The sequence below is a fragment of the Hoeflea sp. IMCC20628 genome, from assembly GCF_001011155.1.
In the GTDB taxonomy this organism is placed as follows: Bacteria; Pseudomonadota; Alphaproteobacteria; order Rhizobiales; family Rhizobiaceae; genus Hoeflea.
The window spans coordinates 1,326,797-1,351,317 of sequence record NZ_CP011479.1 but is presented as its reverse complement, the minus strand read 5'-3'; the positions used below and the strand labels follow the sequence as shown (position 1 = coordinate 1,351,317).

Here is a 24,521-nt window from a genome sequence, read left to right as displayed (position 1 = left end):
CACAGCGCCGGAAGTGACTGTCCCCGCCTCGCTATGATTTGGCCGCTTCAGCCGCGCACACCGCCGGCAAGCCGCCGATCACCATGTCGGCGACAATATCGGCATAGGCATCGCGGTCGACAGGACCGCCTGGCCGGTACCAGAGAAAAAACCAGTTGAGCATGCCGAAGATCGACATGGTCACCGGCCCCACCAGTTCGGGCCGGTCTGCAAACCGCTCCGGCTCGATCGCCCGCACGCTGTCCGACATGCAGGTCACCAGCCGCCGTTGCAGGGCGCGCAGATGGATCTGGTTTTCTTCGGGCAGCGATGACAGCGCGTCAAGCTGCACCTTGTGTTCAGCGTCGGAATCCCTGTAGGCGATCAGGATTGCCCTGATCAGCGCCCGCAGCCGCACAGAGGCTGAGCCCGGCTCGGCAGCAGCTGTCTCGACCATATCCACCAGTTCCGTCAGGTGGGTATCAATAATGTCAAAAAGCAGCGCATCCTTGGACGGATAATAGTGATATATCAACGCCTTGGAAACACCGCAGGCTTGCGCCAGCTTGCCCATAGAGGCCCGATCAAACCCCTGTTCGGCAAAAAACACGGCAGCGGTCTTCAGGATCGCCTCGCGCTTGGCTTCATAGTCCTTGGCAATGGTCCGGGCCATAAATTCAGCTCCGCGGCCGGTTATCGACCACCCGCTTGGCCTTGCCCTCGGAGCGCGCCACGTTGCCCGGTTCCGCCACATTGATCCGTGCCGTCACGCCGACCACGCTCTTGATGTGATGCGCCAGTTCCTTGCCGGATGCGGCGCGAGCGTCCTCGCCGGTGGCAACAAGCGTGCATTCGACATGCACGGTCATGTCGTCCATCCGCCCGCTGCGGCTCAGTTCAATCTGGAAATGCGGCGCAAGACCGGCGCATTTCAAAATCTGCTCCTCGATCTGTGTGGGAAATACATTGACTCCACGCAGGATCATCATGTCGTCGGAACGCCCGGTGATCTTCTCCATCCGCCGCATCGAGCGCGCGGTGCCGGGCAACAGCCGGGTCAGGTCGCGGGTGCGGTAACGCACCATCGGCAGCGCTTCCTTCGACAGCGTGGTGAACACCAGCTCGCCGATTTCACCGTCAGGCAGCACTTCACCGCTGACCGGATCGATCACTTCCGGATAGAAATGATCTTCCCAGATATGCAGCCCGTCCTTGGTCTCGACGCATTCATTGGCAACGCCCGGCCCCATGATTTCCGACAGCCCGTAAATGTCGACGGCATGCATGTCGAAAGCCTGCTCGATCTCGTTGCGCATCGCATTGGTCCAGGGCTCGGCCCCGAAAATGCCCACAGCCAGCGAGCTTTCGCGCGGGTCAATGCCCTTGGCACGAAACTCGTCGAGGATCGACAACATGTAGGACGGCGTCACCATGATGACGCGGGGTTTGAAATCGGTGATCAACGCCACCTGCCGCTCGGTCATGCCGCCCGACACCGGCACGACGGTACAGCCAAGCCTCTCGGCGCCGTAATGGGCGCCAAGCCCGCCAGTGAACAGCCCATAGCCATAGGAGACATGCACGATGTCGCCCTGCCTGCCGCCCGAAGCACGGATCGAGCGCGCCACCAGATCAGACCAGGTGTCGATATCGCCCGCGGTATAGCCCACCACGGTCGGTTTGCCGGTTGTGCCCGAAGATCCATGCAGGCGTGTGATTTGCTCACGCGGCACGGCGAACATGCCGAAGGGGTAATTGTCCCTAAGGTCGCTTTTGGTGGTGAACGGGAATTTCGCCAGATCACTCAGCGTCTTGAGATCGTCCGGATGCACACCCTTGGCGTCAAACGCCGCTTTATAGTGCGGCACATTCTCATAGGCATGGGCCAGCGACCATTGCATCCGGCTGAGCTGCAACGCAGCGATCTCGTCGCGGGACGCAATTTCAATCGGATCAAGACTGGCCCGGTCGGGCGTCAGATCAAGCATCGGGATCTCCTCAAATCACCAGGGCGCGGATGTCATTTTGTCTCGCGCGCCCACTCCCAAATTCTGCCCTGCTGCGGCTCAGGCAGCAGGCTCTTCAAAATGCGCGCCCGAGACAGTGCGCGACAGCCCGCGAAATTCGGCAATCGCCACGCCGTCATCACGGGTTACCGTCACGTCATAGATGCCCGAGCGTCCGGCCAGCGTCACTTCCCGCGCGACTGCCGTCAGCCGGTCGCCTTCGCGCCCCGGCGCCAGAAAAGTCACCGAGCAATGCTGCGCCACGGTCACCTTGTTGTGGCTGTTGCAGGCGAAGGCAAAAGCGCTGTCGGCGAGCGTGAAAATCGCCCCGCCATGGCAGCTGCCGTGACCATTGAGATGGTCCTTGCGCACCACCATCGAAATGGTCGCGGTCCCTGGCCCCACCGCCTCGACCTTCATGCCCATGCCCTTTGTGGTATGGTCATGTTTCAGCATCGCGACCGACGAACGTTCGGCCCGTTCCTGATCCGAAATCCCGCTCATTTCGAGCCTCCGAACTTCGGCTCGCGCTTCTCCAGAAAGGCGCTTACCCCTTCCGCATAGTCAGCAGAAAAACCGGCTTCGCGCTGGGTTTGGGCTTCAAGGTCAAGATGCGCGTCGAGCTCCTGCCCGGCTGCAGCCTGGATCAGGCCTTTCATGCGGCCCAGTCCGGCGGTCGATCCTGCTGCAAGACGGGTGGCAAGCGACCGCGCCTCGCTCATAAGCTCCGCATCCTCGACAACTTGCCAGATCATGCCCCAATCGGCAGCCTTTTCGGCAGACACCGGTTCGGCAGTCATGGCGATCGCCTTGGCCCGCGCCTCACCAATCAGCCGTGGCAGCATCCAGCTGCCGCCCGCGTCGGGAATGAGGCCAACGCGCGCAAACGACTGGATGAACTTTGCGCTGCGCGCCGCCAGCACGATGTCGCAGGCCAGCGCCACATTCGCCCCTGCGCCTGCTGCCACGCCGTTGACGGCACAGACCATTGGCTTCGGAAGAGCCCGGATACTCCGGATCAATGGGTTGTAGAAGCGGGACAGCGTATCGCCGAGATCCGGTGGACCGGACATCTTCGCCGGGTCGCGGGCACTGAGGTCCTGGCCGGCACAAAAGCCGCGGCCACTCCCGGTCAGCAGCACGGCCCGGCATCGCGCATCGTCGCGTGCCATGTCCATGCACTCAGCCAATGCCACATGCATCTCGTCGTTGAAAGAGTTCAGTCTATCCGGTCGGTTCAGCGTGATTTCCAGCACGCCGCCGTTCCAGGAATGCAAGACAGGTTCACTCATCGCCAAGGTCCTCCTGAAAATAATGGTTGCATAGGCCGACCGGTTGGTCAATTAATAATCCACCATCATTCACCGTCAGATTTGCCGAAAATTCTCGAGGAGCCGCCATCGTGACCACCCGTTCCGCCACCCCACAATCAGGTCCGGGCACAAAGGTTGTTGATGTCGTCATCGAGAACGGCCACGCCTTGGTCACCATCGACAATCCGCCGGTCAATCCGCTCTCGGTGAGTGTCCGCAAAGGACTGATGGATGCGCTGAAACTGGTCAATGAAGCGAAATGCATCACCGCCGCAATCGTTTGCGCCGGACGCACATTCGTGGCCGGCGGTGACATCTCTGAATTCGCCGGACCGCCACCGCTGCCACATCTTCCCGATGTGCTTGATGCCATCGAAGCCAGTGCCACACCGTTCATCGCCGTCATGCACGGCACAGTTCTCGGTGGCGGGCTGGAACTGGCGCTGGCCTGCGCCTGGCGCATTGCTGATGAGAAGACCAAATTCGGCCTGCCCGAAGTCAACCTCGGCCTGATCCCCGGCGCCGGCGGCACCCAGCGTCTGCCTCGCGTCATCGGACTGGAACGCGCCGCGCGCATGGCCGCCAATGGCAAGCCGGTCACGGCCAAAACCTTTGAAGAGTTCGGCGGACTGGATCTCGTCTTTTCAGGCGATCCCATGGCGGCGATTGCCACCTTCCGCGACGCCCTACCTGCCCGACCGCAAAACACCTCTGTCCGCACAGTTGAAAACGCTGACCTGACAGCTCTCAAGGCGGAAATCACCAAATCAGCCAAGGGCTCCAACGCCCCGATGATCGCGCTCGAAACCACCGCGCAGGCCGCTACCCTGTCGTTTGCGGAAGGCAGCAGGATCGAACGCCAGACCCATCTCGATCTTCGCACCAGCGCCCAATCCCGCGCACTGCGCCGCCTGTTCTTTGCCAGCCGCTCGGTAACAAGGCCAGAGCGTCTGAAAGCGTTTCAGCCCGCCGAAATCAATCACGTCGCCATCGTCGGTGGCGGCCTGATGGGCGCAGGCATCGCAGCCGCCAGCCTCGCCGCTGGCCACCGCGTCACCCTGCTTGAACGTGATGTCGAAAGTGCTGACGCCGGACGCGGCCGCGTCGAGGCCATCATTGCCAAAGATCTGGCCTCGGGCCGCATCACCGAAGCCAAGGCCGAGGCCCGTCGCGCAGCCTTCTCCGCCGGCGCAGACTACGCGGTGGCCCGTGACGCCGACATCGCCATCGAAGCCGTGTTCGAGGACCCCGACGTCAAGCGTGCGGTGTTCAAGCAGCTGGCGGATGTCATGTCCGAGACAGCGCTGATCGCCACCAACACCTCCTATCTCGATCCCAACATGATCAGCGAAGGCATGCCCGGGCCTGGCCGTTTCCTCGGCCTGCATTTCTTCTCGCCCGCCAACATCATGAAGCTGGTCGAAGTTGTCGGCACCTCGGTCACAACTGATCAGACCATGTCGACCGCCTTTGCCTTCGCCCGCGGCCTCGGCAAGATCCCGGTCGAAACCGGCGTCTGCGACGGCTTTATTGGCAACCGTATTCTCTCCGCCTATCGCCGCCAGGCCGATTACATGGTCGCCGATGGCGCATCGCCCTATGAGGTCGATACCGCCATGCGCGGCCTCGGCATGCCGATGGGGCCTTACGAATTGCAGGACCTGACAGGGCTGCAGATCAGCTGGGCCAACCGCAAGCGCCAGCTGGCCGCAGGCACCTGGCCCGGCCGCTATGTCGATATCGCCGACAAGCTCTGCGAATTGGGCCGTCAGGGCCGTGGCAGCCCGGCAAAGAAGGGCTGGTACGATCATACCGAGGTGGCAGGCGCCCGCGACCCCGAGGTCGAAGCCCTGGTTACCGACTGGCGCGAAGAGCATGGCTCCGGCAGGCAGACCTTCACTGCTGACGAGATCGTCATCCGCATCATGGCTGCCATCGTCAACGAGGCCAATCTGATCCTCGAAGAGGGTATCGCCACCAGCGACACCGCCATCGATATTGTCTGGACCGAGGGCTATGGTTTCCCCAAACATCTCGGCGGCCCAATGTTCTGGGCCGAGGAGACCGGCATGGACCGGATGCGCGAAGCCTTTGCTGCCATCGAGGAGCAAAGCACCGGCTCCTGGAAAGCCTCCGGCGTCTTCAAGCGATAGCGCGCGTCACACAGCACGCAAGACGGCAGGCGGACCGCCGCCAGTAGGGAGAGAGACATGGGTTTGATCAATGTGAACAGCTATCTGGCCGGACACTGGAAACCGGCCGATGACGGAGCCCGCGCCATTGCAAGTGCTGTCACCGGAGAGCCCCTAGCGATTGCCGGCCAGTCGTCGCTCGACACCCAAGCCATGATCGATTTCGCCCACACCAAGGGCGGCCCCGCACTTCGAGCGATGAGCTTTCACGACCGCGCCCGCATGCTGAAAGCGCTGGCGCTGGAACTCGGCAAGTTCAAGGATGAGCTTTACGCGCTGTCCTACACAACAGGCGCCACAAAGCCCGACTCGATGATCGACATCGACGGCGGCATCGGAACCATGCTGGTTTACGCCTCAAAAGGCCGCCGCGAAATGCCTGATGGCCACATCTATGTCGATGGCGATCTGGAAACGCTCTCGCGCAATGGCACCTTCGTCGGCCAGCACGTTGCCACCTCGCTACAGGGCGTCGCGGTTCACATCAATGCCTTCAATTTCCCGGTCTGGGGCATGCTCGAAAAGCTTGCCCCCACTTTGCTGGCCGGCATGCCGGCCATCGTCAAACCGGCCACCGCCACCTGCCATGTCACCGAGCAAGCCGTCCGCCGCATGATCGAGAGCGGCATTCTGCCCGAAGGTGCGCTGCAGCTGGTTTCGGGCGGTCTGGGCGATCTGCTCGACCGGCTGGACTATCAGGACGTGGTCGGCTTCACCGGCTCGGCCAAGACAGCGCTGATGCTGCGCTCCAATCCGATCCTGCTGAAAAAAAGCGTCCGTTTCGTCGCCGAGCAGGACAGCCTCAACGCCTCCGTTCTTGGTCCGGACGTGACCGAAGGCAGCCCGGAATTTGATATTCTGGTCAAGGAAGCCGTCCGCGAGATCACCGCCAAGGCCGGCCAAAAGTGCACCGCCATCCGCCGCATCATCGTGCCTCAGGCGCTGCTGGGTCCGGTCGGCGAGACGATTGCCGAAAAGCTCGGCAAGACCCGCATCGGCGACCCGGCGCTGGAGACCACCCGCATGGGTGCGCTGGCGTCGGCCGCCCAGAAAGCCGATGTACTCGACAAGGCCCGCCAGATTGCTGCCGAATGCCGGGTGCTGACCGGCGATCCGGACAACTTCGAAGTCGACGGCGCCGACAAGGCCAAGGGCGCCTTCGTCCCGCCAATGCTGTTTGCCTGCGACGATCCCGACACCGCCAATGCCGTGCACTCAGTCGAGGCTTTCGGCCCGGTGGCAACGCTGATGCCCTACCGCGATCTCGCCCATGCCGGCCAGCTGATGAACCGCGGCCGCGGCAGCCTCGTCGCCTCGGTGATCACCCATGATCCCGCTGTCGCGCGGTCTCTGCTGATGGATGCCGGTGCCGCCCATGGCCGCATCTATGTCAACAACCGCGATAGCGCCAAGGAAGCCACCGGCCACGGGTCGCCGCTGCCGCACATGGTTCACGGCGGCCCCGGACGCGCCGGCGGCGGCGAGGAACTCGGCGGCATCCGTGGCGTCATGCATTACATGCAGCGCACCGCCATCCAGGGCAGCCCCGACATCATCTCCGGTATCACCAGCACCTGGGTCAAGGGCGCAGCCAAGCCAATAACCTCGGCTCACCCCTTCACCCGAACATTCGACGAGCTCGCCATCGGCGACACCATTGAGGCCGGCCCGCGCACGGTCACGCTTGAGGACATCGAAAAATTCGCCCACTTCACCGGCGACACCTTCTACGCCCACATGGACGAGGAAGCAGCCAAGGCCAACCCGTTCTTCCCCGGTCGCGTCGCCCACGGCTATCTGCTTCTGTCCTTCGCCGCCGGCCTGTTCGTCTCACCTGACCCCGGCCCGGTTCTGGCCAACACCGGGCTCGACGGCCTCAAATTCATGAAACCCGTCTCACCCGGCGACGCTATTTCTGTGGCGCTCACAGTCAAGCGCAAGACCCGTCGCACCGACGAATACGGCGAAGTCCGCTGGCATGTCGCGGTGGTCAATCAGGACGGTGACGATGTGGCCGAATACGAGCTGCACACGATGAATGAATATGGCTGACGCCGGGGCTTAGTTGCCCGATACCGCGGTGGTGTCGGGCTCCGTTTCTTGCATAGCGCCGCGCAGTTCAAGCTCGGCGGCAACATTGAAATCAACTAGCGTTTCAACAAGCACCTTCGCAAAAACATTCGGCGCTTCCAGTTGCGGCATGTGGCCGACATCTGCCAGCCGCGTGAACCGCACCGGCTGACGCACCCGGCTCAGCTCATCGCCCTGGACAATCGGCGTCACAACGTCTTCTTCGCCCCAGATCAGGCTGATCGGCAGCCGCGCATTGGCAACGCGCGACCGCTTCGGGCTGACAGCATCCGGGTCACCCGAAAGAAACTGGCGAAGCCAGCCCACCATGTGAGGCGTATTGCCCTTAAGCCGCATCGGCTGCTGCAGTATGTCGATATGCCGTTGGGTCAGCGCAACCTTGCGATGCATGAATTGCTTGGTCAGAAACGACGTCGCCAGCGGATTGGTGATCGAAAGGCTGACCAGAGCCTCGGCGATCATGTCGTTGCCGAGCAGATTCTGCGCCATGCCGGGCTCTGCGGGCACCACATCGGACATATCTTCCGGCTCCAGACCGATCACCGGCGCCACCAGAACCAGAGCCCTGACATTCTCCGGATGCAGCAGCGCCATCTCAAGAGCGATGCCGCCGCCATAGGAATGACCAACCAGGAAATAGTCTTTCAGGTCCAGCGCGGTTTCCAGGGCCTTCAGCCGTTGAGCCTGCCTGCTTCGGGAGAAATCGGTGTCGTCCCTGTTCGAAAAACCGAATGGCGGCATGTCCACTGCGATCACCCGGTATCCGGCAGACTGAAGCACTTCAGCCGTTTCCTGCCAAAGCCCGCCCCATGCGGCCATACCGTGGGTCATCACCACCGTTTTCGGGTTGTCATTCCCCCAGACAGAAACATGGATGGTGCCAAGACCGGTTTCGACGAACTGGCCATTGACCGGAGCAAGCGCTTCGGCGGCAGCCGTTTCCCGCCACCACGCACTCATCCTGAAGCCGGCCAACACCAGCATGGCCAGAATGATAATCGCGACCAGTGTAAGAAAAACCATTCTGCCAAATTTATGCAAATCCGGACACTTTCAAGACCAACTCAAACAGTCGCTTTGTTGTACATTCAAAGGGTAAACAACCGGTTTGCCTGCCCCCCTGCCCAAGCCGGTGAGGCAGCATCCGAATATCAAACTGCACGGGATAAATGCGCATGGGAGATGACCTTGCAAGGGCCTGCGTAAATGGCTTCCGGTCACAAAATCTCCACAAACCCTCATCGACAACTCAACAACACCATTGAATCCGGCATCCACTGATGCATATTACACTTACTGCAAGGATTGGCCCTGTACCTCGGGGCGTTGCACGCAGTTAGGGGATCATCGGCCATGTCCATCACGACCGTCTCCAGCCTGTCTGACCGCGAAGGACTTGAAACCTCGCGCCCGCTTCTCGATGCCATGGCCTGCGCGGTCTACACCACTGATCGCAACGGCATCATCACCTATTTCAACCCGGCAGCTGTCGAGCTATGGGGTCGCAAGCCTGAGGTCGGGGTCAGCCTGTGGTGCGGCTCCTTGCGGATGCGGCGTCTCGATGGAACACTGCTGGCTCATGAAGACTGCCCGATGGCCGTCTGTGTCAAGACCGGCGCATCGGTCGGCGATCAGGAGATCCTTGTCGAACGTCCCGACGGCGGCCGGAAACATGTGCGCATCTCGCCGCGGCCGATCCGAGATGGCAAGGGCCAGATGATCGGCGCCATCAACACCATTGATGACATCACCGAGCAGCGCCAGAGCGAGCGCGAGCGCGACACCAGCAACCAGTTGACCCAGTCGATCCTGCGCAACTCCAAGGACTGCATCAAGCTGCTTGACCTTGACGGCACGCTGCGTTCGATCAACCCCTGCGGCTGCTCCAGCCTTGAACTGGCTTCCCAGGACGACGCGCTGGGAATGAACTATTTTGACTTCTGGCAGCCGGCCGACCGCGAGGCCGCGCTGGCGGCGGCCGAATCCGCGCAAAACACCGGCTCCGGCCGCTTCTCCGCAGATTTTGTCAGCCGCTTCGGCACGCTGACCACTTGGGACGAGATGCTGTCGCTGATCAACGATGCTGAAGGAAAGCCCACCGGCTATCTGGTGATCTCCCGCGACATCACCGCTGGTTTGCGTGAAGCCTGGGAAAAGACCCGGCAACTGGCGCGGCAGGAGGCGCTGAGCCAAATCGGTGCGCTGGCGCTGACGGAAGGCTCGTTCCAGGCATTCATGGACCGCACAATCGCGCTTGTGGCCGAGGTGCTGGAAGTGCCGCTGGCCAAGATACTGCCCTTTGCAGATCAGGCGGATCATCTCTGGCTCGCCGCTGGTGTCGGCTGGAACGAGGGCCTGGTCGGCAAGGCCACCGTCGGTGTCGAACTGGCCTCCCAGGCCGGTTACACCCTGTCGGTGGAAGGTCCTGTGGTGGTCCCCGACCTGCAGACCGAGACACGGTTCGACGGCCCGCCGCTGCTGCATCAGCACGGCGTGCGCGGCGGCATGAGCGTCACCATCCCCGGCACCGGCTCGCGGCCCTTTGGCGTCATCGGCGTGCACGACACTCAGCTGCGCGATTTTGACGAGGGCCAGATTGCCTTTCTGGTGACTGTGGCAAACCTGATCGCCAGCTGCCACCGTCAGCACCAATCCGCCAAGCGCCAGACCCTGCTGGTGCGCGAGATCGCCCACCGGTCGGGCAACATGCTGCAATTCGTCACCTCGATCTTCAATCAGACCGTGCGCAAGTCCGAAAGCCTCACCGATGCCAAGACCAAGTTCGAACAACGGCTGGCGCAAATGTCGAAATCCAACCTGCTGATTTCCAATGACGGCTGGACCAAATCCAGCCTCCGCGATCTGGTGGCGCAGACGCTGGAACCGTTTCAGGGCCGGGTCGACATCAGTGGCCGCGATGTCATCCTGCCGGCGGATCTGTGTTTCGATCTTGGCCTGGTGCTGCACGAACTGGCGACCAATTCCAGCAAATATGGCGCCTTTGCCGGCGATGAAGGCCAGGTCTCGCTGAGCTGGGTGATCGAAACTAAAGACGCCAAACAGCATTTCGTGCTGACCTGGAGCGACGGCAAACGCCAGCCGGCCGCTCCGGTGCCCAGCACCGGCTTCGGCACCAAGCTGATCCATCAGCTGATTGAGGCCAAATGGCGCGGCAAGGTCACCACCGAAATCGACCCCACATTCTACTGCCGCCTCTCTTTGCCGCTGCCCGCCGGCTGATACAATCGGGGACAGTTTGCTTTTGGACAAACTCCAAGAGCAAACTGTCCCCGATTATCCCGAACTTCAAAACCGCGCTCGATTTTCAAACCGATGCTGTTAGTCTCGCACCACCAGCCCCGGGGTGAGAATCTTGCAGCCAGCACCGACACAATCGCCGACCCAAACCTCGGCGGGCATCCTCCTGATGTCCGTCGGCATCGCCTGTCTTTGCGTCAACGACGCGCTGGCCAAAACCCTCACAGCGCACTACTCGCCGTTTCAGATCCAGTTTCTGCGCAATCTGATCGCCCTGCCCTTCGCCATTATGATCGCATGGAAGATGGGCGGCGGCGCAGCCTTGCGCTCGCACCGGCCGCTGGCACATTTCCTGCGCGGTGGGCTCTGGGTCGGCGCAACCTTCCTGTTCTTCACTTCCATCACCTATATGGGCCTGGCCGAAGCCACGGCGCTGGTCTTTGTCGCACCACTGTTCATCACCGCGCTTTCGGCGCTGTTTCTGCGCGAGCAGGTCGGTTGGAAGCGCTGGCTCGCCGTCCTCGTCGGCTTCGCCGGTGTGCTGATTGCCGTCCGGCCCGGCAGCTCAACCTTCCAGACCGTCTCGCTGCTGCCCATCGCCACCGCCTTCGTCTACGCGGTACTGATGCTGTCGGCTCGCTGGGTCGACAGCCGCGAGAGCGTCTGGACCCTGCTGCTCTACATGACCGGAACCGGTGCCGCCATCAGCCTGTTCATCGTCCCCTTCATCTGGAACCCGGTCAGGCCTGAAGACCTTTGGCTGTTCGTCGCCGTCGCCATATTCGGCACCGCCGGCATGACCATGATCACCCAGGCCTTCCGCTTAGCCCCCGCCGTCGTCGTCGCCCCCTTGGACTACTCGGCCATCATCTGGGCCACGCTGCTGGGCTGGCTGTTCTGGAACGAGATCCCCGACGCGCTGACCTTCGTCGGTGCAGCAGTGATCATCGCCAGCGGCGTCTTCATCATCTGGAGGGAGCACAGGGTGGCAAGTTGATCGAAGAGCTTGCGACTTGGTGCGGAAACGACGCTGGCCGACGTCAAGCGCCTCTGAAACAGCTTCAGCAAGGAACTTATCGCAGCGCCGTTCGTTGATTGCCCAAGTTTTTAAAGGAGCAAGCATGTCAACGATCACCACAATCAATCCCGCCACCGAAGAGGAAATCCAGACCTACGATCGGATGAGCGAGGCTGAAGCGACTGATCGGCTAGAGGCATGCCACGCGGCGTTTTTGGAATGGCGCAAGCTGTCCCATGCAGACCGCGCGCCCTATCTGAACAAGATTGCGCAAAAGCTGCGCGACAATGCCGATGAGCTGGCAGCCCTGATGACACGGGAAACCGGCAAGCTCATCAGGGACGGCCTCACCGAAGTCGAAATCTGCGCGGCGATCTTTGAATACACCGCCAATAACGGCCCTGATTTGCTGGCTGACGAAGAACGCACGCACGGCCCAAAGCAAAAGCGCGGTGTGGTCAGCTACCAACCAATCGGCGTGATCTATTCGATCCAGCCGTGGAATTTTCCGCTTTACCAGCCAGTCCGCGTGCTCGCTGCCAACCTGATGGCCGACAATGGCTGCATGCTCAAGCACGCCAGCATCTGCACCGGCTCCGGCCTGCGTCTGCGTGAATTGTGCATCGAGGCCGGCCTGCCAGAGGATCTGTTCCAGGTGATCCTGATCGACCATGATGTCAGCGACAAGCTGATCGTGCACCCGAAGGTCCGTGGCGTCACGATGACGGGCAGCGATGGTGCCGGACGCCACATCGGCTCCGTGGCGGCCAAGGCGCTGAAGAAGACCGTGCTCGAGCTCGGCTCGAACGACGCCTATCTGGTGCTCGAAGACGCCGACATTGAGACGGCCGTCAAGTTTTCGGTCATGGGACGTCTCTACAACAATGGTGAGACCTGCGTGTCTGCCAAGCGCTTCATCGTTACCGACAAGGTCTATGACGCATTTGTCGACGCCTTCGTCGCTCAGATGAAAAACATCACTATGGGTGATCCCACAGACGAGAACAGCCAGCTCGGCCCGCTGTCGAGCCAGGACCAGTTCGACACTGTCAAAAGCCAAGTCGATGACAGTGTGGCCAAGGGCGCCACTGTGCTCTGCGGCGGACAGGCGCCGGACCGGACGGGCGCCTACTATCCGGCCACGGTGCTGGCGGACCTCGCACCGGGCATGCCTGCCTATGACGACGAGATTTTCGGCCCAGTCGCCTCGGTCATCCGCGCCAAGGATGACGAGGACGCCATGCGGCTGGCCAATGAAAGCCGCTATGGCCTGGGCGGCGGCATTTTTTCCAAGAACGAAGAGCGTGCGCTGAAACTGGCCCGCGAGCACTTCGACACCGGCATGATCCGCATCAACACCTTTGGCGCAGCCGATCCGAACATGCCCTTTGGCGGCGTCAAGGATTCCGGCTATGGCCGCGAACATGGCGGCTTCGGTATGAAGGAATTCGTCAACACCAAAGCGATCTTCCTGCCATGATCACGCTCCACGCTCTGAAATTCTCCCGCGCCACCCGGGTGCTCTGGCTGCTCGAAGACCTCGAGCAGCCTTGCGAGCGGATCGACTATGATCGCAATTCCGAGTTTCGCGCGCCGGAGGCCTTGTCCAAAATTCATCCCTTGGGAAAATCTCCGGTGATCGAGGACAATGGCGAGATGATCGCGGAATCGTCGACGATCCTGCGCTATCTGATCGCCAAATATGGCGACTACAGCCACCAACCGCCGCGCGGCACAAGGGCCTTCTGGCGGCACGAAGCGCTGTTTGATTATGTCGAGGCGTCTTTTGCCGAAGTCGTCATGCAGGCGATCATGCCTGCCTTTCAAGGCAAGGACGTGCCGGAGAAGGCCAAGGCAGCGCTCGGCAAGCATCTCGACTATATCACCGGGGAACTGGGCGAAGGTCCGCTGCTGTTCGGCACCAGGCTGACGCTGTCCGACATCCAGATCTCCTACATTCTGGCGCTTCTCGAAACACTCGGCCTGCTCGGCGGTCACCCGCAAATCGCTGGTTACTGGAAGACGCTGCAGGAGCAGCCCGGCTATATCGCGGCAACCAGGGCCGCAGGCCCGATGGCGCCGCCCAACTGACCCAATCTGAAGGAACACATCATGAGCATGAACATTCTTGTCGCCGGCGCAACCGGCACAACCGGTCTGCAACTGGTCCAGGACCTCGTTGATCAGGGCCACACACCCACGGCGCTGGTGCGCGAAAGCTCCGACACCAGCGATCTCCCCAAGGGCGTCAGCCTGCGCCACGGTGATCTGACTGATCTGCAATCGGGCGTTTGCGATGGCATGGACGCCGTCATCTTCGCCGCCGGTTCCGGCGGATCCACCGGCCCGGACATGACCGACAAGGTCGATCGCGATGGCGCCAAGCGTCTGGTCGATCTGGCGGTTGAAGCCGGTGTCAGCCGCTTCGTGATGCTGAGCTCCGTCGGCGCCGACCAGTCCAATCCCGAAGGCGACCTGGCTCATTACCTCAAGGCCAAGCACGAGGCCGACGAACACCTCAAGGCTTCAGGCCTGACCTATGCCATCCTGCGCCCGGTGGCCTTGACCGATGACGGTCGCAGCACGGATGTGATCCTCGGCGATGACGTTGACAAGACCGCCAAGGCCTCCCGCGCCGATGTGGCGCATGTGCTGGCGCAAGCTGCAACGACAGGCCGGTATGATGGGAAGGCGCTGAACATGCAGTCGGCTTAGCGGGTTTTGAACCGCACGCCATGATCCTGCCCAGTGTTCCGGTCCCGGTGTCGACATGCAATGTGTGGTACGCGTGGCCACCGCACCGGCCGGTCCCTGCCCTCGTCCATCACTGCGGGATCAGTCTCTCCGTACCCGAGCCGGACTGACCGTCGATGGTCCAGGCGCCTTCAAGCGTGCCGTCGTCCATCACCTGGTAGACCACCAGCCCGACGGTGCCAGTCTCGAACACATAGCCCGCGGCAAATGCATTGTCATAAAGCATGCAGATGCCGTTAGATTCAGTGCCGGTGCTCCAGTGAATGTGGCAGGTGGTGTCGGAGCTGAGCTCGATGGTCGCGGTGCCGCCATAGCTGCTGCCGTCGAGATTGGTTCCTTCGACCGTGTAGGTGCCGGCAGTCACCTCTGCCTGTGCCGCACTCATCATGCCCAGCGTTGCCGCAAGACAGACCAAAATCAAACTTTTCATGTGATTCACCTCTGTTGAGACCAATCAGCACACTGCGGCTGACGAAACAGAATCCACCTGTCTGTGAAAACTGTCAATTGCGACGTCAGGCTCAATCAGGGTTTCGTTTTCATCGGCCTCGACTGAGCCCCAAACATGACGGCCAAGCAATCCACCCGAATGGGTGCCTCACCCATACCGCTCCGCCGTCAGTCCCTCGAACGAGATCTCCGGCTGCTTGCCCAGCACCACATCCGCCACCGCGCGGCCGGAGCCGCAGGCCATGGTCCAGCCCAGTGTGCCGTGACCGGTGTTGAGGTAGAGATTGTCGTAGCGCGAGGCCCCGAGCACCGGCGTGCCGTCCGGCGTCATCGGCCTGAGGCCAGTCCAGCCTTCGGCTTTGGTGATGTCGCCGCCCTTGGGGAACAGATCGCTGATGACGTGTTTGACCGTGTCGGTGGCATGCGGACCGAGGCGGTTGGAATACCCGGCGATTTCGGCGGTGCCGGCAACGCGGATGCGGTCACCGAGCCGGGTGATCGCCACCTTGTGGGTCTCGTCCATGATGGTCGATTGCGGAGCGAAAGCATCGTCAGTTACCGGCAGCGTCACCGAATAGCCTTTGACCGGATAGACCGGCAGATTGACGCCAATGGGTTTGAGCAGCCGCGGACCAAAACTTCCCAGCGCACATACATAGGCGTCGCCTTCGATCCGCCCGGCGATCTCGGTGTCGACCCCGGCAATCTTGCCGTCCTCAACGGCGATGGCCCTGATCGACTGGCCATACTGGAACTCGACGCCCATCTCGGCACATTTTTCCGCCAGCGCCATGGTGAACATGCGGCAATCGCCGGTGCGGTCGGCCGTCAGCCGCAGCCCGCCGACGAACTTGTTGCGAACCTCGCTGAGCGCCGGTTCAACCGCGATGCAGGCGTCGCGGCCCAGCACCTCGTAGGGCGAGTCGTATTCCGCGAGGATCTCCTGATCGGCGCGCGAATCCTTCATCTGCTTGGCATTGCGGAACAGCTGCAGCGTGCCCTGCTCACGTCCGTCATAGTCGATGCCGGTCTCGCTGATCAGCTCGGGCATCACATCGCGCGAATAGTTCGAAATTCTCATCATCCGTCCCTTGTTGACCCGGTAGCTTTCGTCGTTGCAATTCTGCAGCATCTGCAGCCCCCACTTCCACATGGTCGGGCTGATTAGCGGCCAGATGAACAGCGGACGGCGCTTCATGAACAGCCATTTGAGCGCCTTCACCGGCACGCCGGGTGCGGCCCATGGCGAGGTCATGCCGTAGCTCAGCTCGCCGGCATTGGCATAGCTGGTTTCCAGCCCCGGCCCGGTCTGCCGGTCAAGCACCACAACGTCCGCGCCACCCTTGGCCAGATAATAGGCGGTGGTGACGCCAATGACCCCGGCTCCCATTACGACAACTCTCATGACTGGCAGTCCTTCCCGGCTTTTCACGCGCTTACTGAAGCAAATCAATTCCGATCCTAGGGTAAATAACCTGCGTTGCAAGCGATGCCGGAGGACGCGTTCCAAGCAGCCTAAAGCTCCTTGAACAGCTGCTCGCAATAGTCGACAAACGGCAGCGTCAGGGCACCCGGGGCATGGTCCGCTTTGTAAGCAGCGACGATTGGCATTGGCGGCAGGTTTTCCTCAAGTTCGATCGGCACCACCCGGCCACCGTCATAGGTCTCATTGGCAACCGGGCGCATCGCCAGCAACGAAACCCCAAGCCCATTGGCAACACTGCACCGCACAGATTCGATCGAGGCGGAGCGAAACACGATGCGTGGGCTGATGCCGTGATGGGCAAAGATCGAATGGAAATACTCCCTGCTCCGCGGCGCATCAAACAGGATGTAATCCTCCGACGCGATCTCGCTCAACGACACCGATGTGTTGTGCGCCAGCCGGTGGCCCTCAGGAACGATGAGATAGGGTTTGGCCGCTGACAGCCCGCGCCAGCCAAACAGACCCGGATCCAGCCCGAGATCATACATGATGGCCAGATCGAGTTCGTTCTGCCCGATCGCAACCATCAGCTCCTCCTGCAGCATTTCCTTGACCTCGAGAACAACGCCCGGCGCCAGATCACGATAGCCGCGCACGATCCGCGCCAGACAGAACGGCGCGATCGATTGAAAGCAGCCAAGCCGGATTGTGCCGGTCCGATTGTCGGCGATGCCTTCGATGGCTTGATCAACCCGCTCCGCACACGCCAGCAACTCCTCGGTATGGCGCAGGAACTCGGTGCCCTGCGCCGTCAGCACCATGCCGCGTGCATGAAGGCGCCGGAACAGCACAAGCCCGGTCATGTCCTCCAGCTTGCTGATCGACTGGGCCACCGCAGGCTGCGAAATCCCGATTGCCCGCGCCGCGGACGCGATGCCACCGGTTTGCGCAACCGCCCGAAAATACTCGCATTGCCGTATCGTGATTTTGCTCATCGCCTCTTGTAAGCCAAGGTTTTCTTTCTTAAAAACATTGATAATACAATTATTTCAATTCTTCCGCGCCGTGTAATGCTTGTCAGGCCATCACTCGAACCTGTTGCTGAGGACAGATCATGGACCTGAATCAGATTGTTGACTTGACCACCTATCCCATTGAAATTTCTGCCTTTCGCGCCGCCTGCCGCAAGACATACGAAGACCACGGCATTCTGGTGATGCCGCAATTCGTGACGCAGCCAGCGATTGAGGAAATTCAGGCCGAGGGGCGCGAGAACGAGGACAAGGTTTTCGCCAGCACCGCCAAACACACGGTCTATCTCAGCCCGCAGGACCCGGACTTTGACGCCGACCACCCGCGCAACCGGCTTGTCGTGTCTTCAAAAGGCTGCATCACCGATGATCTGATGCCGCAGCAATCTGCTCTCAGAACGCTCTACAACGCACCGGAATTTCGCGACTTCCTCTGCAAGGTGCTGGGCGAGACCGCGCTCTATGAATACGCCGATCCCTTGTCGTCGATCAATCTCCACTTTGCCAGGACCGGCCAGGAACTGGGCTGGCATTTTGACAACTCGTCCTTTGCCATCACGCTGATGGTTCAGCCGCCCGAACGCGGCGGCGAGTTTGAATATGTCAACGCCGTTCGCGATGCCGATGCCGGCGAAATGAATTTCGACGCTGTCGCCGACATTCTCGATGGCCGGACAGAAGTCGAGCAACTGAATGCGGAAGCCGGCACGCTGGTGTTTTTCCGCGGACGCAATTCGATGCACCGCGTCGCGCCAAACGAAGGCGATCGAACCCGCATGCTCGCGGTACTTGCCTACAACACCGAGCCAGGCGTCTCCCTGTCCGAGGCGGCCCGCATGACCTTTTACGGCCGAACCGGCTGATTGCAGCCCACCAGACATCGAAATGACATCGCAAGGCGGGCCATTCCTGTGAGAACAGCAAATGGCTGGGCTGGCGTTAACGGTTGGTGTGTTCATCGCCAAAAAACGCATCCGGGGTACGAAACAGATAATGTTCAAGCAGCAAGAGAGAGTGCTGCGGGGCTGGCCGGAGTTTTCGGTGGGTATGAGTGAAATCGAGTGCCTCGCATTTGTGATCCATGGTCAGCTCGTCCATTGTAGGCTGGCTGTTGATATCCGTGCTGTCTCCAGCAGCATCCTCTCTCTGCACAGCCGCCAAGGACCCGAAATGCCCGACCAGGACCCGAGACTTTCCAGCCCGTCCGCGCTTCGCAATCGTGACCCGATCGCCGATCTGTTGCGCCATGTCCTGCCCGACAGCGGAACCGTGCTCGAACTTGCCAGCGGCTCCGGCGAGCACGTCATCCATTTCGCGCGCCTGTTTCCAAACCTGATCTGGCAGCCATCCGATCCCTCACCGGAAGCCCGTGCCTCAATTGAGCACTGGGCCAAAACCGACGTCATGCCCAACGTGCTGACACCACTCGACATCGACGCTGCGGCCGAGATCTGGCCGGTCGAACGCGCCGACGCGATGATCGCCATCAACATGGTCCACATCAGCCCTTGGCCAGCCACACAAGGCCTGCTCACATCCGCGGGCCAGCTTCTGCCCGTCGGTGGCGTACTGGTGCTTTACGGCCCCTACCGGCGCCAAGGCCAGCCGCTTGTTCCAAGCAATGTCGAGTTCGACGCAAGCCTGCGCGCCCGAAACCCCGCTTGGGGCATTCGCCTGCTTGAGGATGTGGAAAGCGTTGCCGGGCAATCCGGAATGGCCCTGACATCCGTCACCGAAATGCCCGCCAACAATCTCGGCGTGGTGTTCACGCGGCAGTAAGGCGTTGGGGGGCCGTAATTGCGCCCTGTCCTGTGCCGCAGGCGTTCACCACAGGGGTCACCACCCGTAATCGGGCAGACGTGGCCGCTCGATGCGGAGCGGCAACCCCATATCGCGGCGCTCCTCATTGGTGAGCTGCTTCATGCGCTGGGCTTGACACCATCTGGCATCCCAGGCGATCAACCAATTCAGAACCGCCACGGTGGGCCGGGTGATGCTGCGGGCCAGCGAGGCCACTGGAGCAGTGCTGGTGGCAATGGAAATGGCCATGGTCTTCTCCTGCGGTTGGATTGGCGAATGTCGATGCCTCACACTGCATCGCCCGCGCAAAACCCTCGCAAGCCTCGGCACAAAAACTCCGGCCCCATCGCAAGATTTCCGTAAAAATGTTAGCTTGGCGCGTAAAAAGCGCCGTTCCGCTTTGAATCTTCCCTCCGGTTGCTGGTGTATCCGTGCTGACATTGCATCTCAAAGGTCCATTCCGCTTGACCGGTCCGGCTGCGCCCAAGGCCCTGTCGCGGCGCGGCCAGGCGATGCTGGCATTCCTTGCCCGGCAACCTGACATGCGGGCCGAGCGCGGACGGCTGGCTGACCTGCTGTGGTCGGACCGGTCGGGCGATCAGGCGCGGGCGTCTCTGCGCCAGGAACTCTCGGTGATGCGCCGCGACCTTGCGGGCGCGCTGTTGGCCGACCGGCAATATGTCTGGTTGCACGGCAGTGAAATCACCGTTGATAGCGAAGAGGACGGGGTTTTTCTCGATGGTTTTGACCTCGCCTCGGAAGGATTTGAGGATTGGTTGCGGATGATGCGTACGGCAGCCGACGACGCCCCCGAATCCGGCCTGCCGCAACCGCAGTTCCAGCACAACCGGCCACGGCTGGCTGTCCTCGCCTTTGACGAACTCGGTGCTGCGGATGCCGACATGTTTGCTGACGGAGTGGTCTCCGAAATCACCGGCGCGCTGTCGCGGGTGCATGATTTTCATGTGATCGCCCGCCAGTCGGCCTTTGCCTTGCGCGGTCAGCCGCTTGACATCCAGACCATTGGCGACCGGCTTGGCGCTGATTACGTGGTCGAAGGAACGGTGCGCCGATCCGGCGAGCGGATCCGCATATCGGTGGAGCTGGTGTCGGCCGGCGACGGACGCGCGCTCTGGGCCGAGCGGTTCGATGACCGGATCGATGACCTCTTCGACCTTCAGGACCGGATCGCAGCCCAGGTTGCAGGCCAGATCGCCCCCAATTTGCGTGCCGCCGAGATTGCCCGCGCCAGGCAGCGGCCGGCGGCGGACAGGACCGCCTATGAGCTGGTGCTGACCGCGCTTCCTCATTTCTGGGCGCACCGGCGGGAAGAAAACCTCAAGGCCATCGCTTTGCTCGACACCGCGCTCGACCATGCGCCCGACTATGCACCGGCGCTCGCCTACAAGGCGTGGTGCCACAGCCATGAGTGCTGCTATCTATGGAGCAAGGATGCGGTTACCGACCGTTTGGCAGCGGTCGATCTGGTGGCCCGGGCAGCCCCCCTGGCGGGTGACGATCCCGCATCGCTTGTCGCTTTGTCGGCGGCCAGTGCGCTGGCCGCAGATGATTTCGTCCAGGCCGACCTTTTTGCCGACAGGGCGCTAACGCTTGATCCGAACAATGCCTGGGGCTGGCTGCGCAAGGGCTGGAATGCGAATTACCGCGGCTGTCCGAACGAGGCGCTGGTCTATTTCGACCGGGCGGAAGCTCTCAGCCCGCTCGACCCTTTCCATTTCAACGTGCTGTTTGGCAGGGCGGCAACATACCGGATCCTCAAACGCTATGACGAAGCCATAGAGCTCATCCAGCGCGGAATGCGCGCCGGGCCCGGTGTGGTCTGGGCTTACCGAATGCTGTTCAGCGCATTCTGGATGGCGGGGCGCAAGCAAGAGGCGCTGGAAGCGGGGCGGAAATGGCGGGAGAGCAATTCGGACCTGACGCCCGAATTGATGCAAGCCCTGTTGCCCAAATGGGACAATGAGCCCGCACATGTTGAACTCATGATGAAGATGTTCGAGGTGCCCGAACGCTGACGACAGCGCCATGCATATAATTGCACGCCAGGCTTCAAACCGGGGATCCCCAGCGGCAAACGCTGATTCCGAGCAGGGCTTCCCGCTCCGCCGAAATCCGGCTATTCCCTCTCCGCCATGCTTGAACCCGATCCGATAGCCAAAACCATCACCGCCCGCCTGACCGCGCTGCAAGCCTCGCAGCGGCTGTCGGCATGGTCGCTGATCGTCACTTTTCTGGGCGACGCCATTGTTCCGCGCGGCGGCGAGGTCTCGGCCAGCACCTTGCAGAGCCTGATGCAGCGGCTCGGAATCGGCCACGGCGCGGTGCGCACCGCACTCTCGCGGCTGGCCGCCGACGGCTGGATCGAACGCTCGCGCGAGGGCCGAAACAGTTTTTACCGCTTGTCAGCTGATGTGGCGGAGACGGTGCTGAGCGCCGAGCGCCGGATCTACGCTGCCTCGTCGCTGTTACCGCCCGGCACCCCGCGCTCCCTGATCATCGCTCCCGAACCGTTGTCGGACGCCACCCTGCGCACCGTTGAAACGGCTGGCGCACTGCAGCTCACGCCGCAAGTCTTCATCTGCTTTGCCGGGGCCGCCGACCTTCCCGCGGCCCTGCGCCTGCCCGGCGCAACCCTCACCGATGCGCCATCACTGATCCCGGGTGCTGCCATGCTCGAAACCATGGCCGAGGCACGGCATAGCATCGAGATCGGGGACTTGCGGCAGGCCTATCTGCCGGTCCGTGCAGCGCAGGAACAGGCCCCCGCCCCTCAGCCCGAAGCCGCCATGGCGCTCAGATGCCTGATGATCCACGAATGGCGGCGTCTGGCATTGCGCGTGCTCGCCATCCCCGCTGACCTGGTACAACCGAACGATCCCGAACCCGAGACCCGCGCGCTTGTCGCCTCGATCTATGCCCGCGTGCTTGCACCGTCCGAAGCCTGGCTTGATGCCAATGCCACCACGCCCTCCGGCCCGCTACCGCCGCCTGATGCACGACTCGCGCAGCGCTTTGGCAACACCTGATCCTCAAATCAGGCTCTCCGGCAACGTGTTACACGATGCGCTTGACTTTCTTTAAGCCTGTAACATATAGTATTCTCCATAGCGGAGGATCTCGATATGTACAGCCAGGGCTTAATCGGCGCGGACTCAAGCACCACGGAATCGGAAGAGTTTCTCGCCGCCTTCCAGGCACGCGTTGACCGCGAGGAAAAAATCGAACCCAACGATCCGATGCCCGAAGGCTATCGCCGCACGCTGGTGCGCCAGATCGGCCAGCACGCGCATTCGGAAATCGTCGGCATGCTGCCTGAGGGCAACTGGATCACCCGCGCGCCGTCGCTGCGTCGCAAGATCGCGCTTCTGGCAAAGGTGCAGGATGAGGGCGGCCACGGCCTCTATCTCTATTCCGCCGCCGAAACGCTAGGCGTCTCCCGCGAGCAGATGACTGAAGAGCTCTTGTCGGGCAAAGCCAAATACTCCTCGATCTTCAATTACCCGACGCCCACCTGGGCCGACATCGGCGCGATCGGCTGGCTGGTCGATGGTGCTGCGATCATGAACCAGATCCCGCTCTGCCGCTGCTCCTACGGTCCCTATGCCCGCGCCATGATCCGCGTCTGCAAGGAAGAAAGCTTCCACCAGCGTCAGGGCTATGAAATCATGATGACGCTGGCCAAGGGCTCCGACGAGCAGAAGGAAATGGCGCAGGACGCGCTCAATCGCTGGTGGTGGCCATCGCTGATGATGTTCGGCCCCTCCGACACTGACAGCACCAATTCCGACCAGTCGATGAAGTGGAAGATCAAGCGCTTCTCCAATGACGAGCTGCGGCAGAAATTCATCACCGCCACCGTGCCGCAGGCTGAATATCTTGGCCTAAGTGTACCCGATCCCGACCTCAAGTGGAACGAAGACACCAAACTCTACGACCATGGCGAGATCGACTGGGCCGAGTTCAAGGCCGTGGTCAGGGGCGACGGCGCGATGAACCGCGACCGCCTGCGCGACCGCAACAAGGCCTGGGACGATGGCGCCTGGGTGCGCGAAGCAGCGCTTGCCCACGCCAAGAAACGCGCTGACATGAAACCGAGTGCCCAGGAGGCCGCCGAATGACAACCGAACTCACGCCGCTCTGGGAAGTCTTCATCCGCCCGCGCAACGGTCTGCACCACCGCCATGTCGGCTCGTTGCATGCAGCTGATTCAGCACTTGCCCTAGAGTCCGCCCGCGACGTCTACACCCGCCGCGGCGAAGGCAACTCGATCTGGGTGGTCCGCTCGTCCGACATTGCCGCTTCCGATCCGTCCTTCGCCGAGCCGAATTTCGAGCCCGCCGACGACAAGATCTACCGTCACCCCTCCTTCTACGAGATCCCCGATGAAGTGGGGCACATGTGATGAGCGCGCCCGTTGCAAGCGCTGAGGAAACCGCGGTCCGCGCCATCGTCGAAATCGCCGATGATTGCCTGATCCTCGGCCATCGCCTGTCGGAATGGTGCGGCCATGCACCGATCCTCGAGGAAGAGCTGGCGCTGGCCAATATGGGGCTCGATCTGATCGGCCAGGCCCGCGCGCTCTATGCCTATGCCGGAGAGCTCGAAGGCAAGGGCAGAAGCGAGGACGATTTCGCCTTCCTGCGCCGCGAGCGCGAGTATCGCAATTGCCTGCTGGTCGAGCGCGAGAACCGCGATTTCGCCCACACCATGTTGCGCCAGCTTTACTTCGCAGCCTTCATGCAGCCCATGTGGCAGGCCATCGCCGCCACATCGAGCGACGAGACGTTGCGCGGCATCGCTGCCAAGACCAACAAGGAAATGACCTATCATCTGCGCCATGCCGGCGAATGGGTGATCCGCATGGGCGACGGTACCGACGAGAGCGCTCGCCGCATGGCCGACGCGGTCACCGAACTGCACCGCTACACCGGCGAGCTGTTCATGGCCTCGCCCGCCCGCGCCCAGGCCATTGCCAATGGTCTGCTGCCCGACCCGGAACCGATCCGCGCCACATGGGACGACACCATCGCCACCGTGTTCGCTGCGGCCAAGCTCGAGCTGCCGGAAGTGCGTGTTCCGCAAAAGGGCGGCCGCGACGGTATTCATGGCGAGGACATGGGCCATCTGCTGGCCGAGCTGCAGTTCATGCAGCGCGCCTATCCCGGCCAGACCTGGTAAGCGC

The 24,521-nt window shown here is 61.8% G+C and carries 23 protein-coding genes; 14 read left to right on the top strand and 9 right to left on the bottom strand.

The features are described 5' to 3' along the window. Positions 1 to 31: 31 nt before the first annotated feature. From IMCC20628_RS06320 to paaG, 4 genes are all read right to left on the bottom strand, one after another. Positions 32 to 652: a TetR/AcrR family transcriptional regulator gene (locus tag IMCC20628_RS06320; RefSeq protein ID WP_047029508.1), complete on the bottom strand. Its 621-nt coding sequence runs from the start codon at positions 650 to 652 to the stop codon at positions 32 to 34. 4 nt (positions 653 to 656) lie between these two features. Then, positions 657 to 1,967, bottom strand: a complete 1,311-nt coding sequence (gene paaK / locus IMCC20628_RS06315; RefSeq protein WP_047029507.1) for a phenylacetate--CoA ligase PaaK — start codon at positions 1,965 to 1,967, stop codon at positions 657 to 659. Positions 1,968 to 2,045: 78 nt separating this feature from the next. Beyond that, positions 2,046 to 2,489: a hydroxyphenylacetyl-CoA thioesterase PaaI gene (gene paaI, locus IMCC20628_RS06310; protein WP_047029506.1), complete on the bottom strand. Its 444-nt coding sequence runs from the start codon at positions 2,487 to 2,489 to the stop codon at positions 2,046 to 2,048. Next, entirely contained in the window at positions 2,486 to 3,283 is a 798-nt protein-coding gene (gene paaG / locus IMCC20628_RS06305; RefSeq protein WP_197078401.1) for a 2-(1,2-epoxy-1,2-dihydrophenyl)acetyl-CoA isomerase PaaG, read from the bottom strand. The genes paaI and paaG overlap by 4 nt, the downstream gene beginning before the upstream one ends. Positions 3,284 to 3,387: 104 nt before the next feature. On the opposite strand from paaG, the gene IMCC20628_RS25770 reads away from it, so the two are divergent. Both IMCC20628_RS25770 and paaZ read left to right on the top strand, forming a co-directional pair. Further along, positions 3,388 to 5,451: an FAD-dependent oxidoreductase gene (locus tag IMCC20628_RS25770; RefSeq protein ID WP_052766325.1), complete on the top strand. Its 2,064-nt coding sequence runs from the start codon at positions 3,388 to 3,390 to the stop codon at positions 5,449 to 5,451. A gap of 57 nt (positions 5,452 to 5,508) precedes the next feature. After that, the gene (gene paaZ, locus IMCC20628_RS06295; RefSeq protein ID WP_047029505.1) at positions 5,509 to 7,542 is read left to right on the top strand and encodes a phenylacetic acid degradation bifunctional protein PaaZ; all 2,034 of its coding nucleotides are present in this window, start codon (positions 5,509 to 5,511) and stop codon (positions 7,540 to 7,542) included. 9 nt (positions 7,543 to 7,551) lie between these two features. Here the strand turns inward: paaZ and IMCC20628_RS24190 are convergent, their stop codons facing one another. Next, on the bottom strand, positions 7,552 to 8,604 hold the full coding sequence (locus tag IMCC20628_RS24190; protein ID WP_052766324.1) for an alpha/beta hydrolase: 1,053 nt from the start codon (positions 8,602 to 8,604) through the stop codon (positions 7,552 to 7,554). Positions 8,605 to 8,934: 330 nt separating this feature from the next. Between IMCC20628_RS24190 and IMCC20628_RS06285 the strand changes: the two genes are divergently transcribed. The 5 genes from IMCC20628_RS06285 to IMCC20628_RS06265 all read left to right on the top strand — a co-directional run bounded on the left by IMCC20628_RS06285 (position 8,935) and on the right by IMCC20628_RS06265 (position 14,572). Next, positions 8,935 to 10,821, top strand: a complete 1,887-nt coding sequence (locus IMCC20628_RS06285; protein WP_047029504.1) for a PAS domain-containing protein — start codon at positions 8,935 to 8,937, stop codon at positions 10,819 to 10,821. A gap of 124 nt (positions 10,822 to 10,945) precedes the next feature. Continuing rightward, positions 10,946 to 11,836: a DMT family transporter gene (locus IMCC20628_RS06280; protein WP_343123252.1), complete on the top strand. Its 891-nt coding sequence runs from the start codon at positions 10,946 to 10,948 to the stop codon at positions 11,834 to 11,836. Between the two features lie 124 nt (positions 11,837 to 11,960). After that, positions 11,961 to 13,337: an NAD-dependent succinate-semialdehyde dehydrogenase gene (locus IMCC20628_RS06275; RefSeq protein WP_047029503.1), complete on the top strand. Its 1,377-nt coding sequence runs from the start codon at positions 11,961 to 11,963 to the stop codon at positions 13,335 to 13,337. Continuing rightward, the gene (locus IMCC20628_RS06270) at positions 13,334 to 13,948 is read left to right on the top strand and encodes a glutathione S-transferase (RefSeq protein WP_047029502.1); all 615 of its coding nucleotides are present in this window, start codon (positions 13,334 to 13,336) and stop codon (positions 13,946 to 13,948) included. Before IMCC20628_RS06275 ends, IMCC20628_RS06270 begins: the two co-directional genes overlap by 4 nt. A 21-nt stretch (positions 13,949 to 13,969) precedes the next feature. After that, positions 13,970 to 14,572, top strand: coding sequence for an SDR family oxidoreductase (locus IMCC20628_RS06265; RefSeq protein ID WP_197078399.1), 603 nt, complete (start codon positions 13,970 to 13,972; stop codon positions 14,570 to 14,572). 109 nt (positions 14,573 to 14,681) lie between these two features. On the opposite strand, the gene IMCC20628_RS06260 is transcribed toward IMCC20628_RS06265, so the two are convergent. From IMCC20628_RS06260 to IMCC20628_RS06250, 3 genes are all read right to left on the bottom strand, one after another. Beyond that, positions 14,682 to 15,041, bottom strand: a complete 360-nt coding sequence (locus tag IMCC20628_RS06260; protein WP_047029501.1) for a hypothetical protein — start codon at positions 15,039 to 15,041, stop codon at positions 14,682 to 14,684. Between the two features lie 168 nt (positions 15,042 to 15,209). After that, positions 15,210 to 16,466, bottom strand: coding sequence for a D-amino acid dehydrogenase (locus IMCC20628_RS06255; protein WP_047029500.1), 1,257 nt, complete (start codon positions 16,464 to 16,466; stop codon positions 15,210 to 15,212). A gap of 110 nt (positions 16,467 to 16,576) precedes the next feature. Further along, a complete protein-coding gene (locus IMCC20628_RS06250; protein ID WP_052766323.1) occupies positions 16,577 to 17,482 on the bottom strand; it encodes a LysR family transcriptional regulator in 906 nt (301 codons plus the stop codon). A gap of 119 nt (positions 17,483 to 17,601) precedes the next feature. Between IMCC20628_RS06250 and IMCC20628_RS06245 the strand changes: the two genes are divergently transcribed. Both IMCC20628_RS06245 and IMCC20628_RS06240 read left to right on the top strand, forming a co-directional pair. Continuing rightward, complete coding sequence (locus IMCC20628_RS06245; protein ID WP_047029499.1) at positions 17,602 to 18,381, top strand: 2OG-Fe(II) oxygenase; 780 nt, start codon at positions 17,602 to 17,604, stop codon at positions 18,379 to 18,381. 307 nt (positions 18,382 to 18,688) lie between these two features. Beyond that, positions 18,689 to 19,297 (top strand): DUF938 domain-containing protein, encoded by a 609-nt coding sequence (locus IMCC20628_RS06240; protein WP_047032314.1) that lies wholly within the window; start codon positions 18,689 to 18,691, stop codon positions 19,295 to 19,297. 57 nt (positions 19,298 to 19,354) lie between these two features. Here the strand turns inward: IMCC20628_RS06240 and IMCC20628_RS06235 are convergent, their stop codons facing one another. Continuing rightward, positions 19,355 to 19,567, bottom strand: coding sequence for a hypothetical protein (locus IMCC20628_RS06235; RefSeq protein WP_047029498.1), 213 nt, complete (start codon positions 19,565 to 19,567; stop codon positions 19,355 to 19,357). A gap of 182 nt (positions 19,568 to 19,749) precedes the next feature. On the opposite strand from IMCC20628_RS06235, the gene IMCC20628_RS06230 reads away from it, so the two are divergent. From IMCC20628_RS06230 to paaC, 5 genes are all read left to right on the top strand, one after another. Further along, the gene (locus IMCC20628_RS06230) at positions 19,750 to 21,354 is read left to right on the top strand and encodes a hypothetical protein (protein ID WP_052766322.1); all 1,605 of its coding nucleotides are present in this window, start codon (positions 19,750 to 19,752) and stop codon (positions 21,352 to 21,354) included. Positions 21,355 to 21,471: 117 nt separating this feature from the next. Next, on the top strand, positions 21,472 to 22,365 hold the full coding sequence (locus IMCC20628_RS06225) for a PaaX family transcriptional regulator C-terminal domain-containing protein (protein ID WP_052766321.1): 894 nt from the start codon (positions 21,472 to 21,474) through the stop codon (positions 22,363 to 22,365). A 96-nt stretch (positions 22,366 to 22,461) separates the two neighbouring features. Further along, positions 22,462 to 23,457: a 1,2-phenylacetyl-CoA epoxidase subunit PaaA gene (gene paaA, locus IMCC20628_RS06220; protein ID WP_047029497.1), complete on the top strand. Its 996-nt coding sequence runs from the start codon at positions 22,462 to 22,464 to the stop codon at positions 23,455 to 23,457. Then, complete coding sequence (gene paaB, locus IMCC20628_RS06215) at positions 23,454 to 23,741, top strand: 1,2-phenylacetyl-CoA epoxidase subunit PaaB (RefSeq protein ID WP_047029496.1); 288 nt, start codon at positions 23,454 to 23,456, stop codon at positions 23,739 to 23,741. Before paaA ends, paaB begins: the two co-directional genes overlap by 4 nt. Beyond that, positions 23,741 to 24,517 carry a 1,2-phenylacetyl-CoA epoxidase subunit PaaC gene (gene paaC, locus IMCC20628_RS06210; RefSeq protein WP_047029495.1) on the top strand — a complete coding sequence of 259 codons (777 nt, stop codon included), beginning with the start codon at positions 23,741 to 23,743 and terminating at the stop codon, positions 24,515 to 24,517. The genes paaB and paaC overlap by 1 nt, the downstream gene beginning before the upstream one ends. Positions 24,518 to 24,521 lie beyond the last annotated feature (4 nt).

Coding starts and splice junctions, on each gene's coding strand:
- paaI (WP_047029506.1), bottom strand. CDS start 2,489: ATGAGCGGGATTTCGGATCAGGAACGGGCCGAACGTTCGTCGGTCGCG.
- IMCC20628_RS06250 (WP_052766323.1), bottom strand. CDS start 17,482: ATGAGCAAAATCACGATACGGCAATGCGAGTATTTTCGGGCGGTTGCG.
- IMCC20628_RS06275 (WP_047029503.1), top strand. CDS start 11,961: ATGTCAACGATCACCACAATCAATCCCGCCACCGAAGAGGAAATCCAG.
- IMCC20628_RS06320 (WP_047029508.1), bottom strand. CDS start 652: ATGGCCCGGACCATTGCCAAGGACTATGAAGCCAAGCGCGAGGCGATC.
- IMCC20628_RS06240 (WP_047032314.1), top strand. CDS start 18,689: ATGCCCGACCAGGACCCGAGACTTTCCAGCCCGTCCGCGCTTCGCAAT.
- paaK (WP_047029507.1), bottom strand. CDS start 1,967: ATGCTTGATCTGACGCCCGACCGGGCCAGTCTTGATCCGATTGAAATT.
- paaC (WP_047029495.1), top strand. CDS start 23,741: ATGAGCGCGCCCGTTGCAAGCGCTGAGGAAACCGCGGTCCGCGCCATC.
- IMCC20628_RS24190 (WP_052766324.1), bottom strand. CDS start 8,604: ATGGTTTTTCTTACACTGGTCGCGATTATCATTCTGGCCATGCTGGTG.
- IMCC20628_RS06255 (WP_047029500.1), bottom strand. CDS start 16,466: ATGAGAGTTGTCGTAATGGGAGCCGGGGTCATTGGCGTCACCACCGCC.
- IMCC20628_RS06260 (WP_047029501.1), bottom strand. CDS start 15,041: ATGAAAAGTTTGATTTTGGTCTGTCTTGCGGCAACGCTGGGCATGATG.
- IMCC20628_RS06270 (WP_047029502.1), top strand. CDS start 13,334: ATGATCACGCTCCACGCTCTGAAATTCTCCCGCGCCACCCGGGTGCTC.
- IMCC20628_RS06265 (WP_197078399.1), top strand. CDS start 13,970: ATGAGCATGAACATTCTTGTCGCCGGCGCAACCGGCACAACCGGTCTG.
- IMCC20628_RS06245 (WP_047029499.1), top strand. CDS start 17,602: ATGGACCTGAATCAGATTGTTGACTTGACCACCTATCCCATTGAAATT.
- paaA (WP_047029497.1), top strand. CDS start 22,462: ATGTACAGCCAGGGCTTAATCGGCGCGGACTCAAGCACCACGGAATCG.
- IMCC20628_RS06235 (WP_047029498.1), bottom strand. CDS start 19,567: ATGGCCATTTCCATTGCCACCAGCACTGCTCCAGTGGCCTCGCTGGCC.
- paaZ (WP_047029505.1), top strand. CDS start 5,509: ATGGGTTTGATCAATGTGAACAGCTATCTGGCCGGACACTGGAAACCG.
- IMCC20628_RS06225 (WP_052766321.1), top strand. CDS start 21,472: ATGCTTGAACCCGATCCGATAGCCAAAACCATCACCGCCCGCCTGACC.
- paaB (WP_047029496.1), top strand. CDS start 23,454: ATGACAACCGAACTCACGCCGCTCTGGGAAGTCTTCATCCGCCCGCGC.
- IMCC20628_RS06285 (WP_047029504.1), top strand. CDS start 8,935: ATGTCCATCACGACCGTCTCCAGCCTGTCTGACCGCGAAGGACTTGAA.